This window comes from Belnapia rosea (genome assembly GCF_900101615.1).
Lineage (GTDB): Bacteria > Pseudomonadota > Alphaproteobacteria > Acetobacterales > Acetobacteraceae > Belnapia > Belnapia rosea.
This window is the reverse complement of sequence record NZ_FMZX01000029.1, coordinates 21,059-36,696: the sequence shown is the minus strand read 5'-3', so window position 1 is coordinate 36,696 and position 15,638 is coordinate 21,059. Positions and strand designations below refer to the sequence as shown.

Sequence of the window (15,638 nt, the reverse complement as noted above, 5' to 3'; positions counted from 1 at the left end):
CATGAGCCTGCATCTCGCCGAGATCGCTGCCGCTGTGGCGCCGAACGCGCATGCCGTGCTGCTGCTCGACCAAGCCGGATGGCACCTATCGGACAGGCTCGAGGTGCCGCCGAACATCACCCTCGTCCCGCTGCCGCCCAAGTGTCCCGAATTGAACCCGGTGGAGAACACCTGGCAGTTCCTGCGGGACAACTGGCTCTCGAACCGCGTCTTCCACTGCTACGACGACATCGTCGACCATTGCTGTCGGGCCTGGAACCGCCTCGTCGAGCAGCCCTGGACTATCATGTCCATCGGACTGCGCGATTGGGCGCATCGGTTCTGATCAATGGGATTTGGTATTAGACGTGGGATAGCCAATGGCTGCCGTCCTTGCGGAAAAATCTGTGGCGCGACCATCTGGCTGAACTGACGCATTGGCTCGGCTGGGATGGACCCGAAGCAGGGCTCTTGCCTCGGCATTCATCCGGGAAGAGATCGAGTTGCTTGAATCGGTTGTGATTGGCTCCCGGCGGCGGGTGCAGGAAGAAAGGCGCTTATGTGGACGCCCGAAGACCGGCCGAGATACGACCGCAGCAAGCTGCGCTACCCGAGCGATCTGATCGACCAGGGTTGAAGGCAACGCCTTCAACGCGATCCTCGCCCCGCTTATCCCGCGCGCGAAGCGCGGCGGCGGCAGCGGCGTTGCATCCCGCCGATAGTGTTCGGTCCGCCGCCGCCCGGTCGGACCTGAAGCGGTCGGGCGGCGGCAGCGGCGTTACATCCCGCCGATAGTGTTCGGCCCGCCGCCGCCCGGTCGGACCTGAAGCGGTCGGGCGGCGGCAGCAGCGTTACATCCCGCCGATATAGTTCGGCCCGCCGCCGCCCTCCGGCGTGCGCCAGTCGATGTTCTGCGTCGGGTCCTTGATGTCGCAGGTCTTGCAGTGGACGCAGTTCTGCGCGTTGATGACGAGGCGCGCGCCGGCATCGCCGGCCTCAACATCGCCGCCGGGGCCGGTGGCCTCGGGGTCGGGCGTGCCCTTCAGCTCCCGCTCCGCATCCGGCCCCACCGCCTCGTAGACGGCGGCCGGGCAGTAGCGGCTTTCGGGGCTGCGGAACTGGTCCCAGTTCACGCCCTTCCAGCGGTCCGGATCGCGGAGCTGGAGGTGGGCCGGCTGGTTTTCCTCATGGTTGGTGTTCGAGAGGAAGACCGAGGAGAGGCGGTCGAAGGTCAGCACGCCATCGGGCTTCGGGTAGACGATGCGCTTCGACTGGGCGGCCGGCTTCAGCGTCTCGTGGTCGGCATGGTGCGGCCAGGTCCATGGCGCCTTGCCGCGGAAGACATAGGTGTCGAGCGCAGCGCTCGCCATGCCGCCCCAGAAGCCATACTTCGCGAAGCCGGGGCGGATGTTGCGCACGCCCTTCAGCTCCTCCCAGACCCAGCTTGCCTCGAGGGCGGTGGGGTAGCTGTCGAGCACCGGCGGGCGGCTCTCCATGGCGATCGCCGCGGCGGCGGCCTCGGCGGCGAGCATGCCGGTCTTCATGCTGGTATGCGTGCCCTTGATCTTCGGCACGTTGAGGAAGCCGGCGCAGTCGCCGATCAGCGCGCCGCCCGGGAAGACCAGCTTCGGGATGGCCTGGAAGCCGCCCTCGTTCAGCGCGCGGGCGCCATAGGCGACGCGCTTGCCGCCCTCCAGCATCGCCCGGACCGCCGGGTGCGTCTTGAAGCGCTGGAACTCGTCGAAGGGCGAGAGCCAGGGGTTGGAATAGTCGAGGCCTACGACGAAGCCGATGGAGACCAGGTTCTCGCCCAGCATGTAGAGCCAGGAGCCGCCATAGGTGTCGGAGGTCAGCGGCCAGCCGGTGCTGTGCCAGACAAGGCCGGGCTTGTGCTTGTCCTTCGGGATCTCCCACAGCTCCTTCATGCCGAGCGCATAGGTCTGCGGGGCGGCGTCCTTCCGCAGGTCGAAGCGCTCGAAGAGCTGCTTGGTCAGCGAGCCGCGGCAGCCCTCGGCGAAGAGGGTGTAGCTGGCGCGCAGCTCCATCCCCGGCTCGTAACCCGGGCCCTTGGTTCCGTCCTTCTGGATGCCCGCCACGCCGGCGACGACGCCCTTGACCTGCCCGTCCTCGATAATGGTCTCGGAGGCGGCGAAGCCCGGATAGATCTCGATGCCGAGCGCCTCGGCCTTGGCACCAAGCCAGCGGCAGACATTGCCGAGCGAGACGATGTAATTGCCGTGGTTGTTCATCTGCGGCGGCGTCGGCAGCTTGAAGGCGCGCGTCTCCGTCAGCAGCATGAAGCGGTCGTCGGTCGCGGGCGTGGCGAGCGCCGGCGGATCCTCGCGCCAGTCGGGCAGCAGCTCATCGAGGGCACGGACCTCGAGCACCGCGCCGGAGAGGGTATGGGCGCCGATCTCGCTGCCCTTCTCGACCAGGCAGACCGTGGCATCGGGCGCGACCTGCTTCAGGCGGATCGCGGCGGCGAGGCCGGCGGGCCCGCCCCCCACGATCAGCACATCGAATTCCATTGCTTCGCGCTCTTCGGCACCGGACATGCCTGGCTCCTCCTGGTTCGTCTCCGCATGTAGCGTCGCTTCGGGTTGCACGGAACCCCAGGGGCAGGAATATAGGCCGTTGGCGGGGGCGAGGATGGAGGCGGAGACCCAGGCGGCGGAGACACGGGCGGCGCTGGTTGCGGCCCTGCGGTTGCAACTCGACTGGGGCGTGGACGAGGCGCTGGAGGCGGAGCCGCTGGACCGCGCCCGGCGCCCCGAGGTGCCGGCCACGGCAGCGCCGCCAACGGCGCCGCCGCCCTCGCCCGCGCAGCCGGCGCTGCTGCCCGCCCGGCTGCCGACCCCGGCGGGGACCCGCGCGGCGGAGCTGGCGGCGGGGGCCACGAGCCTCGCCGGGCTGCGCGAGGCCATGGCGCAATTCGACGGGAGCCCGCTGCGCGAGACGGCGATGAACCTCGTCTTCGCCGATGGGGTGGCGGAGAGCGGGCTGATGCTCATCGGCGAGGCGCCGGGGGCGGATGAGGACCGGCTGGGGCGGCCCTTCGTCGGCGTCTCCGGGCAGTTGCTGGACCGGATGCTGGCCTCGGTCGGGCTGAGCCGGGAGCGGGACTTCTACATCACCAACATCCTGCCCTTCCGCCCGCCCGGCAACCGCACGCCGACCGATGCGGAGATCGCGCTCTTCCTGCCCTTCATCCTGCGGCATATCGAGCTGGCGCGGCCGCGCCTGCTGGTGCTGCTGGGGGGCGTCGCCGGCAAGGCGCTGCTGCGTTCCCGCGAGGGCATCACCCGGCTGCGCGGACGTTGGCACCAAGTAACGGTAACCGATGATCAATCCCTGCCTGCATTGGCGACATTGCATCCGGCCTATCTGCTACGCACGCCCTCGGCCAAGCGAGAGGCATGGAACGATCTGCTGATGCTGCGTCGTAGGATCGATGGCAACGAGTAACGGCCGCGGCCATTTTTATACATGAGGACGCCCAGAAACCGGCCCGCATTTCACGCCCTGGTGGAATCTGACTCGTCTTGATCCCGCAATTGAGGGGTTGCGTGCCCCTGCTCGCGACCGCTAACGGGAACGGGCCATGCGTGCGATCAGACCCATGGCCCGTGCCCTCCTTCGCCCCCTGCTCTGCGGGGTCCTGCTGGGGGCGGTGCTGACGGCGGGGGCCACGGCCCCAGCCCAGGCGCAAAGGGCCGCAGCCTCGACCGCCATTCCGGCCTCCTTCGGCCAGACCGCGATGATCCTGCCGCGCCCCGCCCCCCCCGGCGGGGTGGCCGGCCTGCCGTCCGTGCTCGCCCCCTCCGAGGCGGCGCGGCTGCGGCGGATCTTCGAGGCGCAGGCGCGTGGCGACCTGACGGCCGCGGAGCGCGAGACGGAGCGGCTGGAGGATCGGCGGCTGCTTGGCCAGGTCCTGGCCGATCGCTGGCTGCGGCCCGGCGGGCGGCCGACGGCCACCGGGCTGCAGGCCTGGCTGGCGCATTATCCCGACCATGCCGATGCCGCGCGGCTGCATGCGATGCTGGCGGACCTGCTGCCGAGGGGCACCGCCCTGCCCGCCCCGCCCGAGGCGGCGGAGGCGCTCTCCCCCGACCAGTCCCTGGCCCCTGAGGAGCGCGACGGCGCAGCGGTGACCCGCAACCCGACCCTCGACCGCGCGGTGCGCGACCGGGCGCGGGAGGGCAAGCCAGCCGAGGCGCTGGCCCTGATCGGCCGGACGCGGGGCATGACGGCGCCCTATGCGGCGCTGCTGCGGGCCGATCTCGCCATGGGCCTGTTCCGTGCGGGACATGACGAGGCGGCCCTCCGCATCGCCGCCGAGACGCTGCGCGAGCAGCCAGTCCGGGGCGAGAACGGCGTCGCCGCCTTCGCCGCCGGCCTGGCCGCCTGGGGGCTGGAGCGCTACGACGCCGCCCTGCCCTATTTCGAGCGTGCGGCGCGGACCGAGGCGGCGGCACCGGCCCTGCGTTCGGCCGCGGCCTTCTGGACCGCCCGCGCCGCGGTGCGGGCACGCCGGCCGCAGCTCTATGTCGGCTGGATGACCCAGGCAGCGCAGGAGCCGCGGACCTTCTACGGCCAGGTGGCGCGGCGCGCCCTCGGCCTGCCCAACAGCTTCGCCTGGGAAGGCGAGCTGGCCGGCGAGGCGGAGACGGCGGCCCTGGCCGAGACGGCTGGCGGCTGGCGGGCCCTTGCCCTGCTGCAGATCGGCCAGCCAGCGCGGGCGGAGGCGGAGCTGCGCCAGCTCTGGGGGCAGGCGCGCAACAACCCGGCGCTCATCCGCGCCATGCTCGCCGTCGCCTCGGCGGCGGGGATGAACGGGCTGTCCTCCCAGCTGGCGGCGGCCAGCCAGGGGGTGGACGGGCGGCCGCGTGACTTCGCCCGCTTCCCGCTGCCCCGGCTGCAGCCGCAGGGCGGCTTCCGGGTGGACCCCTCGCTGCTCTATGCCCTCGCCCTGCAGGAGAGCCGGTTCGATGCCGCGGCGGTCTCGCCGGCCGGGGCACGGGGCATCCTCCAGCTCATGCCGGCAACGGCGAGCTATGTGGCGCGGGACCCCTCGCTCTCGGCCGAGAACATGGAGCGGCTGCACGATCCGGGCTTCTCGCTCGAGCTCGGCCAGCGCTACGTGCACTACCTGGCCCGCCATGAGGGGGTGGAGGGCAACCTCATCCGCCTGCTCGCCGCCTATAATGCCGGGCCGGGCAATCTGCAGAAATGGCTGCCGGCAAGCGGCCACCGGGACGACCCCTTCCTGTTCATCGAGGCCATCCCGATCGACGAGACCCGGGCCTTCGTGCAGCGGGTGATGGCCTATTCCTGGATCTACGCGAATCGCCTCGGCCTGCCGGCGCCGAGCCTCGACCAGCTGGCGGCGGGCAGCGCGCCGAAATTCGCCGGGCCCGAGGATGTCACGGCCATGCTGCGCCGGCGCCCGGCCGCACTACGTTAGGCGGGACAGCCACGGGAGCGCCTGCCATGCCGATCGACGAGAGCCTGCCCTTCATCCCGGTGAACATCGCCGTCCTCACCGTCTCCGACACGCGGGACATGGCCTCCGACCGATCCGGCCAGACCCTGCAGGAGCGGATCGAGGGGGCCGGGCACCGCTGCGTCGCGCGGGAGATCGTGCGCGACGAGGCGGATGCGATCGAGGCGGTGCTGCGCCGCTGGGTCGCCGACCCGACGATCGATTGCGGCATCACCACGGGCGGCACCGGCATCACCGGGCGCGACGTGACGCCGGAAGCCTTCAAGCGCGTGCTCGAGAAGGAGATCGAGGGCTTCGGCGAGCTGTTCCGCATGCTCAGCTACCGCAAGATCGGCACCAGCACGATGCAGAGCCGGGCGCTCGGCGGCGTGGCGGACGGGACCTACCTCTTCGCCCTGCCCGGCTCGACCGGGGCCTGCAAGGATGCCTGGGACGACATCCTGCTGTTCCAGCTCGATGCCCGGCACCGGCCCTGCAACCTGGTGGAGCTGATGCCGCGGCTGAAGGAGCATATGCGGGCGGCCTGAGCCCGCCCTTTTCAGGGAAGCCCTTGCTTTCGCAACCGCGAAGGCGCATGTAGGCGGTACCGGCGGCGCCATGCCCCGGTGGTGCCCGGCCGCGTGAGCGGCCACCCTGTCCCGGTTTCAGTCCGCGCGCGGCCCCCATGGGCTGCCTTTGCTGGGCGAAGCGGGACCCGGTCGAACTGCCGGCGCACAGGAAGCCATCTTCCGGATCGACCCAGCCACGCGGGGTCTCCACCTGAAACCCCGCGGCGACCCATGACCGGGTCCGCGTCAGGCGCCGCGTGTCTGGGATTACCGATTTCGTGACAAGCTTTACCGATCTTGGCCTCGCCGCGCCCCTCCTGCGCGCGCTCGATGAGGCCGGCTACACCACCCCCACCCCGATCCAGGCCCAGGCCGTCCCGCTCGTGCTCGAAGGGCGCGACCTGCTCGGCATCGCCCAGACCGGCACGGGCAAGACGGCGGCCTTCGCGCTGCCGATCCTCAATCAGCTCATTGCCAAGGGCGGCCGGCCGCCGCGCGGCGGCTGCCGGGTTCTGGTGCTCTCGCCGACCCGCGAGCTCGCCTCGCAGATCGCCGACAGCTTCAAGAGCTACGGCGCGCATCTCGGCTTCAGCGTGGCGACCGTCTTCGGCGGCGTGCCGCATGGCGGGCAGCGCCGGGCGCTGGCCGCTGGCATCGACGTGCTGGTGGCCACACCTGGCCGGCTGCTCGACCATATGGCGGCCGGCACCGCCCGGCTCGACCGGGTGGAGACGCTGGTGCTGGATGAGGCGGACCAGATGCTGGACAAGGGCTTCCTGCCCGCCATCCGCAAGCTGATCCCGACCCTGCCGAAGCAGCGCCAGACCCTGTTCTTCTCCGCCACCATGCCGACCGAGATCGGCCGGCTGGCGGGCGAGTTGCTGCGCGACCCGGCGCGGGTCGAGGTAGCGCCGGTCGCCACCACCGCCGAGCGCGTGGCGCAGCGCGTGATGCATGTGGAGACGGCGCGCAAGCGCCTGCTGCTGGCGAAGCTGCTGAAGGGCGAGGGCGTCGGCCGCACCCTGGTCTTCGCCCGCACCAAGCACGGCGCCGACCGCGTGGTGAAGCAGCTCGAGCAGGATGGGCTGACCGCCAACGCCATCCACGGCAACAAGAGCCAGGGCCAGCGCGAGCGGGCCTTGCAGGAATTCCGCGAGGGCAGCGCGCCGATCCTGGTGGCGACGGATATCGCCGCGCGCGGCATCGACGTGGATAACGTCACCCATGTGGTGCAGTACGACCTGCCGGACGTGCCGGAGAGCTACGTCCACCGCATCGGCCGCACCGCGCGGGCCGGCGCCTCGGGCGAGGCCGTGGCGCTGGTGGCAGCGGAGGAGCTGGACAAGCTCTGGGCCGTTGAGAAGCTGATCCGCACGCCGATCCCGGCCGAGGACCATCGGCAGGACCAGTCGAGCCCGGTGACGCGGCCGGTGCAGACCGGCCGGCCGGCCGGGCGGCCGCAGGGGCATCGCGGCGGTGGCGGCCAGGGCCGTGGCCGTGGCGCGCCGGGCCAGCAGCGCCAGGGTGGCGGTCCGCGCCCGCAGGGCCAGCCGGCCGGGCAGCGCCAGGCCGCGCCGCGCGGTGCCGAGGCCGGCAACCAATCGCGCCGCCGCGCCATGCCGGCGGCGATGAGCGACGCGACCCGCCGTGACCGCACCTGGCGGGATGGCGATTTCCGCGAGGGCAGCACGGCCCCCGGCGCCCGCGACCGCACCTGGCGGATGGGCGGCGACGACTGATCAGGGAGACGCCGGCCGGGATTTGCCCGGCCGGCCCTTCTCTGCCCATCATGCGTCCCTCGGGCCCCGGGCCCGCAACGGGAGGAATTGGCATGAAGGGCGTGGTCTTCCTTGGCGACCGTCAACTGGCCTTGCAGGACTTCCCGGACCCGACGCCCGGGCCGGATGACGTGGTGCTGGAGATCAAGGCCTCCGGCATGTGCGGCAGCGACCTGAAATTCTACCGCGCCCCGGCGGGCGGCGCCTCGGCCTCGCTCGGCTTTACCAAGGGGCTGTCCGGGCCGATCATCCGCGGGCATGAGCCCTGCGGCGTCGTCGTCGCGGTCGGCAAGAACGTCTCGCCGAAGCAGGCGCGGGTCGGCCAGCGGGTGATGCAGCACCATTACGTCGGCTGCGGCGTCTGCCCGCAATGCTCCACCGGCTGGATGCAGCTCTGCGACGATGGCGTCGACCAGGTCTATGGCGCGACGGGCCATGGGGCGCATGCCAACTACATGGTCTGCCCGGCGCGCACGGTGGTGACGCTGCCGGAGGAGCTGTCCTTCGAGACCGGCGCCGCGATCTCCTGCGGCACCGGCACGGCCTGGGGCGCGCTGCAGCGGCTCGGCCTGCAGGGCGACCATACCATCGCGATCTTCGGCCAGGGGCCGGTCGGGCTCTCGGCGACGCAGCTTGCCTCGGCGATGGGCGCGCGGGTCATCGCCCTCGACACCAGCCCGGAGCGGCTGGGGCGCGCCAAGGAATTCGGTGCCGACCTGCTGATCAACCCGGTCGAGACCAATGACATCGTGGGCGCCATCCGCGAGGCGACGCATGGGCTCGGCGCGCATCTGTCGCTCGATGCCTCCTCCTCGCCCCAGGCGCGGGCCCAGGCGGTGCGCTGCGTCCGCACCTGGGGCAAGGCCTGCTATGTCGGCGAGGGCGGCGAGGTGACGCTCGAGGTCAGCCCGGACATGCTGCGGCGGCAGGTGACGCTCATCGGCTCCTGGACCTTCTCGACCGTGGGGCAGGCGGAGTGCGCGCGCTACATCGCAGACCGGGGCATCCAGGTGGACAAGCTCTTCACCCATCGCTGGCGGCTGGACCAGGCGGAGGAGGCCTATACGCTCTTTGACCAGCAGAGCTCGGGCAAGGGCGTGATCCTGCCCAATTAAAGCGTGACCGCTGCCACGGCATCGAGGAGCGCGAGGCCGATGTCCCTGATCCAGTTGACGGCGACCGAGGCGGTGGCGCGGCTGAAGCGGCGGGAGGTCTCGCCGCTGGAGCTGGTGGAGGCCGCCGCCGCGCGCATCGCCGAGGTGGAGCCGGCGGTGAACGCACTGCCGACCCTCTGCCTCGACCGGGCGCGCGACCATGCGCGGCGGATCATGGCCGGCGAGGGCGCGGAGCGTGCCGGGGAGCCGGGCTGGCTCGCCGGACTGCCGGTGACCATCAAGGACCTGACGGATGTGGCCGGGGTGCGGACGACCTATGGCTCGCCCATCTTCCGCGACCATGTGCCGGCGCGTTCGCACCCGCTGGTGGAGCGGATCGAGGCGCGGGGCGGCATCGTGCTCGGCAAGTCGAACACGCCGGAATTCGGCGCGGGCGGCTCCACCTTCAACGAGGTCTTCGGGCGGACGCGCAACCCCTGGAACACGGCGCTGACCTGCGGCGGCAGCACGGGCGGCGGCGCGGTCTCGGTCGCCACCGGCGAGGCCTGGCTGGCGCATGGCACGGACCATGCCGGCAGCCTCCGGCGGCCGGGCACCTATTGCGGCGTGGTCGGCCTCCGCCCCTCGCCCGGGCGGGTGAGCCGGGGGACGCCGAACAACCTCTTCTCGCCGCTCTCGGTGCATGGGCCGATGGGACGGTGCGTGGCGGATGTCGCGCTCTTCCTCGACACCATGGCGGGGCGGGACCTGGCCGACCCGCTGACCTATGAGGCGCCGGCCCTGCCCTATGCCCAATCGCTGGAGGGGCGGCCGCTGCGCGTCGGCTTCACCGCGGATTTCGGTGGGGTGCTGCCGGTCGACCGCGAGACGCGGGCGATCTGCGCCGGGGCGGTGCGGCGCTTCGAGGCGGCGGGTTGCGTGGTGGAGGAGGCGGCGCCGGCGCTGGAGGGGTTGCAGGAGGCCTTCCTCATCCTCCGCAGCCAGCATTTCGTGGTGGACCGGGAGGAGCAGCTGCGGACCCACCGTGACCTGCTGAAGCCCGACATCATCTGGAACACCGAGCGTGGCCTGCAGGCGACGCCGAGCCAGCTCGCCTGGGCGGAGCGCGAGCGCGCCGCCTGGTACCGGCGCCTGGCCGCCTTCTTCGGCCGGTATGACGTGCTGGTCACGCCAGGGGCGGCGACGCCGGCCTTCGACGTCATGCTGCGGCACCCGGAGAGCGTCGCCGGGCGGAAGCTCGAGAACTACATGGCTGCCTCGATGCTGAATGCGGCGATCACCCTGGGTGGCTGTCCCGCCCTCGCCGTGCCCTGCGGGCTCGACCAGTATGGCCGGCCGGTGGGGCTGCAGATCGCGGCACCGCCGCGGCAGGAGGCGCTGGCGCTGCGGGCGGGCGCGATGTTCGAGCAGGTCTCGGGCTTCGACCGGGCGGTGCCGCTCGACCCGCGGCCAGGCACGGTGCCGCCGGTCGAGGGCATGGAAGCCGGGACGGGGCAGGTCTAGGCTCGTCCCGCCTGTTGGAGAGCGTGATGCCTGGAATCGCCCTCGACCCCGCGACCACCATGCTCGGCTTGGTCGATGTGCAGCCGACCTTCATGCCGGGCGGCGCGCTGGCGGTGGCCGGGGGCGATGCGGTGGTGCCGGTGATCAACCGGCTGCTGGCGGGGCCCTTCGCCCATGCCTTCGCCACCCAGGACTGGCATCCGCCGGGGCATTCCTCCTTCGCCTCCAGCCATCCGGGGCGGGCGGCCTTCGACAGCGTCGAGATGCCCTACGGGATGCAGACGCTCTGGCCCGACCATGCGGTGCAGGGCAGCGCGGAGGCAGCGCTGCACCCAGCGCTCGACCAGCGGCGGATCGAGCTGGTGGTGCGCAAGGGCTTCCGGCCGGCGATCGACAGCTACTCCGCCTTTTTCGAGAATGACCGCACCACCACGACGGGGCTGGATGGCTGGCTGCGCGCGCGCGGCGTCTCGCAGCTGTTCCTGGCCGGGCTGGCGACGGATTACTGCGTGGCCTTCTCGGCCGAGGATGCGGCGCGGCTGGGCTACCGGGTCTTCGTCATCGAGGATGCCTGCCGCGGCATCGGCCTGCCGCTGCCGGAGGGCGGGGATACGGTCACGGCGGCCCGGGCGAGGCTTGCGGCGCTGGGCGTCGGCTTCGTCACCAGCGCCGACCTCCTGGGCTGACGGCGATGGGCGAAGCCAGGCTCCTGCTGGAGCTGGCGGGCGAGGCGGCATTGCTGCTCTGGGGCCTGCACATGGTGCAGAGCGGCGTGCAGCGCGCCTTCGGTAGCCGTTTGCGCCAGGTGCTGGGCGTGGCGCTCGGCGGGCTCGGGCGCGCCTTCCTCGCCGGGCTCGGGGTGACGGCGGCGCTGCAGAGCAGCACGGCGACAGCCTTGATGGTCGGCTCCTTCGCCGCCTCGGGCGCGGTGGCGCTGGCGCCGGCCCTGGCGGCGATGCTGGGCGCCAATCTCGGCACGGCGCTGATCGTGCAGCTGCTGTCCTTCGATGCGACGGCGGCCTTCCCCACCCTGGTGCTGGTCGGCGTGGTCGCCTTCCGGCGCAGCAGCCGGGCCCGGACGCGGGATCTGGGGCGGGTGGCGATCGGGCTCGGGCTGATGCTGCTGGCGCTGCACGAGCTGGTCGGCAGCATGGCGCCGGTCGAGGCCTCGCCGACGCTCCGGGCCCTGCTGACGGCGGTAGCGGACCAGCCGCTGCCCAACCTGATGCTGGCCGCGGCCATCGCCTGGGCGGCCCATTCCAGCGTGGCCGGGCTGCTCTTCGTCGCCGGTCTGGCCGGCAGCGGGGCGGTCGGGCCGGAAGCGGCGCTCGCCATGGTGCTCGGCGCCAATCTCGGCAGCGCGCTGAACCCGCTGCTGGAAGCAGGCGGCGACCGCGAGGACAAGGCCCGGCTGCGCGTGCCGGCTGGCAACCTGCTGAACCGCCTGCTGGGTTGCGCCATCGGCCTGGCGGTGTTGCCGCAGGCCGTCCTCTGGCTACAGGCGGTGGATGCGGCGCCGGCCCGGCTGGTCGCCAATGCGCATCTCGCCTTCAACCTGGCGACCGGGCTGCTGGCCCTGCCGCTGCTGCCGGCGCTGGCCGCGCTGATGCAGCGGCTGCTGCCCGAGCGGGCGGCGGCGACTGATCCCGGGGCGCCGCGCTATCTGGATGAGGCGGCGCTCAGGACGCCCTCGGTCGCGCTGGCGAATGCGGCGCGGGAGGTGCTGCGGATCGCCGACCAGCTGGAGGCGATGCTGCGCGGCTCAGCCGAGGCCTTCCGGGGGCAGGACCGCGAGGCGGCGCGGGCCATCGTGCGGATGGACGATGTGGTGGACCGGCTGCACCGGGCGGTGCATGGCTATCTCGCCCGCATCCCGCGCGAGGCGCTGGGCGACGAGGAGAGCCGGCGGCTCGGCGAGATCCAGGCCTTCGCCATCGCCCTCGAGCATGCCGCCGATGTGGTGGAGCGGGACCTGGTGCGGCATGCGGCGAAGCGGCTGCGGCGCGGGCTCGCGCTGGGGCCGGTGCCGGCGCAGGAGATCGCGGCGCTGCATGCGACGCTGCTGGAGCAGCTCCGCCTGGCGATCGCCGTCTTCATGATGGAGGATGCCGAGGCGGCGCGGCGGCTGGTGCGCGGGAAGGAGGGGCTGCGGGCGGCGGAGCGCGAGGCGGCGCGGCGGATGGCCGAGGCCGGGGCGCAGTCCGGCGCCGAGGGGGGCGGCGCGGCAGGCCTGCTGCTGGATGCGGTGCGCGACCTGCGGCGGGTCGGCGCGCATCTGGCCACGGTCGCGCATCCCTTGCTGGAGCGGCGGGGCGAACTGCTGCCGAGCCGCCTCGCCGACGAGACGGCCCTGCTCGAGGAGGATGGGCCGGGCTGAGGGCCGTACGGGCAAGCCTGAACCGGTCCAGAAGCCCGCCTGCGGAGGATCACGGGGCTGGTGTGAGGGGCTGGCCGACCGCCATGTTCCACCCACACCGCAAACGCTTATCAGCCCCACGACCTGCGAGCGGCGCTACGAGCAAGGCACCCGTCGTTGCCTTGCGGCATCAGGAGAAGACCCCATCCGCAAAGGCGAGCCTGCCCTCCGCCGCGCCCGCATAGAGGTAGTGCTCGAGCGGGTTGATCCCGGCCGCGTCCACATCGGGATAGGCAAAGAGATAGCTGTCCGTGTCGAAGAAGGTGGATGGGTCGCGCCCCTCCAGCCACCCGAAGAGTGCGTAGTGGACGAGCGGATCGATCCCGGCCGCATCCACCTCGGGGTAGGCGAAGAGGTAGCCTTGCGTGTCGAAGAAAGCGTTCGGATCGCGTCCTTCAATCCAACCCACGGTCGCGTAGTGGCCGAGCGGATCGATTCCGGCTGCCGCGATATCGGGGTTGGTGGCGAGATAGAAGTAATCGTCGAACAGCAGGGCGGCTTCGGCTGGATAAACCCCGACAGGTTCCGAGACCGGGACCGGCGCCACGTAAACGGGCTGGACATAAACTGGCTCGACATAGGCCGGGGTCAGATAGACCGTCTCCACATAATCGGTTTCGACGTAGTAGGGTTCTACGTAGAGAGGCTCGACATAGACGGGCTCAGCATAGATCGGCTCGGCGTAGAACGTCTCTTCATAAACGGGTTCGACGTAGTAGGGATCCACATAGACCGGCTCACTATAGATCTGCTCGTAGAAGGCAGGCATCACGCGACCTCCAGTTTGACATGGCTCGGCTGCGCATCTCCTCAGCGCCATTACGATCGGCTGCATCGGGTCGGCAACTCGCCTCAAGTCGCAGTACAATGTGAGATTGGCTTGAAAGTTTGGTAGGAAAGCGGCCATGCGAAGGCAGAGGCCAACGACATTCGATGGGCCGAGCCCATGATGACTTTCGAAACAGGCTGTAAGATGGCCGCAACAGGGAGCCCCGCCATGGACGCCATCACCCAGCCACCCGTCATCCGCCTGCACCCCGAGGATGGCGTCGTCATCGCCCGCCAGGTGCTGCCGCCGGGGACGCCGGTGGCGCCGAACGTCGTCGCCGCCACGCGCATCCCGGCCGGGCACAAGGTGGCGGTGCGCTTCCATGCGGAGGGCGAGCCGGTGACGCGCTACGGGCAGATCATCGGCTTCACCACCGAGCCGGTGCCGCCCGGGCACTGGGTGCATACCCACAACCTCGCCATGGGTGACTTCGCCCGCGACTATGCCTGGGGCGTCGATGCCAGGCCGACCGACTACGTGGCGGAGCCGGCGACCTTCCAGGGCATCCGCCGGCCGGACGGGCGCGTCGCGACGCGCAACTATATCGGCATCCTGACCAGCGTGAACTGCTCGGCCCATGTGGCGGACCTCATCGCACAGGCCTTCCGCCGCAACCCGCTGACCGGCGAGGACCCGCTGGCGGAGTGGCCGAATGTCGATGGCGTCGTCGCGCTGACCCACAAGACCGGCTGCGGCATGACCCAGGGGGAGCCGCTCAGCCTCCTGCGGCGCACCCTCGGCGGCTTCGCGCGCCATGCCAATTTCAGCCATGTCATCGGCATCGGCCTCGGCTGCGAGGTGAACCAGATCGGCGGGCTGCTGGAGGAGCAGCGGCTGGCCGGGCGGCTGCGCAGCATGGACATCCAGGAGATGGGCGGCAGCCGGAAGACGGTGCAGGCCGGCATCGACTTCGTGCGCGAGGTGGTGGCGGAGGCCAACCGCGTGACGCGGGAGACGGTGCCGGCGAGCGAGCTCTGCGTCGCGCTGCAATGCGGCGGCTCGGACGGGTATTCGGGCATCACCGCCAACCCGGCGCTGGGCGCGGCCTCCGACCTCGTGGTGCGGCATGGTGGGACGGTGATCCTCTCCGAGAGCCCGGAGACCTATGGCGCCGAACATCTCTTCACCCGCCGCGCCGTCAGCCAGGAGGTCGGGCAGAAGCTGGTCGATGTGATGCACTGGTGGGAGGACTACACCTCGAAGCTCGGGGCCGAGATGGATGCCAACCCCTCCCCCGGCAACAAGCTGGGCGGGCTGACGACCATCCTCGAGAAGTCGCTCGGGGCGATGGCGAAGGCGGGGTCGACCAACCTCGTCGATGTCGTGCGCTATGCGGAGGCGGTGACGCAGCGGGGCTTCGTCTTCATGGACACGCCGGGCTACGACCCGGTGGCGGCGACCGGGCAGGTCGCGGGCGGGGCGAACCTGCTCTGCTTCACCACCGGGCGTGGCAGCGTCTTCGGCTGCAAGCCGACGCCTTCCATCAAGCTCGCCACCAACACGCCCATGTATGAGCGGATGGTGGACGACATGGACATCAATTGCGGCACCATCGTCACCGGCGAGGAGACGGTGCAGCAGGTGGGCGAGCGCATCTTCCAGCACATGCTGCGCACGGCGAGCGGCGAGCGGACGAAGAGCGAGGAATTCGATTTCGGCGGGGCGGAGTTCGCGCCCTGGCCGATGGGGGCGACGATGTGACGGCGCCCAATTAGGGCAATCGTGGCAGCCGTTGCCACATTCGGGTGATGGCCAGCGAGGGCTGATGGCACTACCCTGCCCGTCCTCGCGTGAATGAGCGGTTTCTTATCATGGGGTTGCGGGAAGGACGCCTCTGGCGTTCTTTGTCGGATTCCTTACCCTGAAGCCACACCCGTCATGCTTCCGCCGCAATCCTGCCTCAATTGCCTTGCAACCCTTACGATGGTTTGTATATCTCATCCCGTACCGAAATTGGACGGGAGCTT

At 71.0% G+C, this 15,638-nt stretch carries 12 protein-coding genes; 10 read left to right on the top strand and 2 right to left on the bottom strand.

The features are described 5' to 3' along the window. Positions 1 to 325, top strand: a 325-nt coding sequence (locus BLR02_RS24890; protein ID WP_176849452.1) for a transposase, incomplete at its 5' end; no start/stop codon positions are given. Between the two features lie 505 nt (positions 326 to 830). Here the strand turns inward: BLR02_RS24890 and BLR02_RS24885 are convergent. Next, the gene (locus BLR02_RS24885) at positions 831 to 2,534 is read right to left on the bottom strand and encodes an electron transfer flavoprotein-ubiquinone oxidoreductase (protein WP_090665048.1); all 1,704 of its coding nucleotides are present in this window, start codon (positions 2,532 to 2,534) and stop codon (positions 831 to 833) included. A gap of 79 nt (positions 2,535 to 2,613) precedes the next feature. Here BLR02_RS24885 and BLR02_RS24880 point away from each other — a divergent pair, with 79 nt between their 5' ends. From BLR02_RS24880 to BLR02_RS24845, 8 genes are all read left to right on the top strand, one after another. Then, entirely contained in the window at positions 2,614 to 3,444 is an 831-nt protein-coding gene (locus BLR02_RS24880; protein ID WP_245704943.1) for a uracil-DNA glycosylase, read from the top strand. A 136-nt stretch (positions 3,445 to 3,580) separates the two neighbouring features. Next, complete coding sequence (locus tag BLR02_RS24875; protein WP_245704942.1) at positions 3,581 to 5,443, top strand: lytic transglycosylase domain-containing protein; 1,863 nt, start codon at positions 3,581 to 3,583, stop codon at positions 5,441 to 5,443. A 26-nt stretch (positions 5,444 to 5,469) separates the two neighbouring features. Continuing rightward, positions 5,470 to 6,009, top strand: a complete 540-nt coding sequence (gene moaB, locus BLR02_RS24870; protein ID WP_090665045.1) for a molybdenum cofactor biosynthesis protein B — start codon at positions 5,470 to 5,472, stop codon at positions 6,007 to 6,009. Positions 6,010 to 6,308: 299 nt separating this feature from the next. Next, on the top strand, positions 6,309 to 7,769 hold the full coding sequence (locus BLR02_RS24865) for a DEAD/DEAH box helicase (protein WP_090665044.1): 1,461 nt from the start codon (positions 6,309 to 6,311) through the stop codon (positions 7,767 to 7,769). A gap of 92 nt (positions 7,770 to 7,861) precedes the next feature. Continuing rightward, positions 7,862 to 8,923: a zinc-dependent alcohol dehydrogenase family protein gene (locus BLR02_RS24860; protein ID WP_090570054.1), complete on the top strand. Its 1,062-nt coding sequence runs from the start codon at positions 7,862 to 7,864 to the stop codon at positions 8,921 to 8,923. Between the two features lie 39 nt (positions 8,924 to 8,962). Continuing rightward, positions 8,963 to 10,426, top strand: a complete 1,464-nt coding sequence (locus BLR02_RS24855; protein WP_090665043.1) for an amidase — start codon at positions 8,963 to 8,965, stop codon at positions 10,424 to 10,426. A gap of 26 nt (positions 10,427 to 10,452) precedes the next feature. Beyond that, positions 10,453 to 11,112 (top strand): bifunctional nicotinamidase/pyrazinamidase, encoded by a 660-nt coding sequence (pncA, locus tag BLR02_RS24850; protein WP_090665042.1) that lies wholly within the window; start codon positions 10,453 to 10,455, stop codon positions 11,110 to 11,112. Positions 11,113 to 11,117: 5 nt separating this feature from the next. Continuing rightward, entirely contained in the window at positions 11,118 to 12,803 is a 1,686-nt protein-coding gene (locus BLR02_RS24845) for a Na/Pi cotransporter family protein (protein ID WP_090665041.1), read from the top strand. Positions 12,804 to 12,972: 169 nt separating this feature from the next. Here the strand turns inward: BLR02_RS24845 and BLR02_RS30620 are convergent, their stop codons facing one another. Next, positions 12,973 to 13,611 (bottom strand): hypothetical protein, encoded by a 639-nt coding sequence (locus tag BLR02_RS30620; RefSeq protein WP_090665040.1) that lies wholly within the window; start codon positions 13,609 to 13,611, stop codon positions 12,973 to 12,975. A gap of 228 nt (positions 13,612 to 13,839) precedes the next feature. Between BLR02_RS30620 and BLR02_RS24835 the strand changes: the two genes are divergently transcribed. Next, a complete protein-coding gene (locus BLR02_RS24835) occupies positions 13,840 to 15,372 on the top strand; it encodes a UxaA family hydrolase (protein WP_218128050.1) in 1,533 nt (510 codons plus the stop codon). The last annotated feature ends 266 nt before the right edge of the window (positions 15,373 to 15,638 follow it).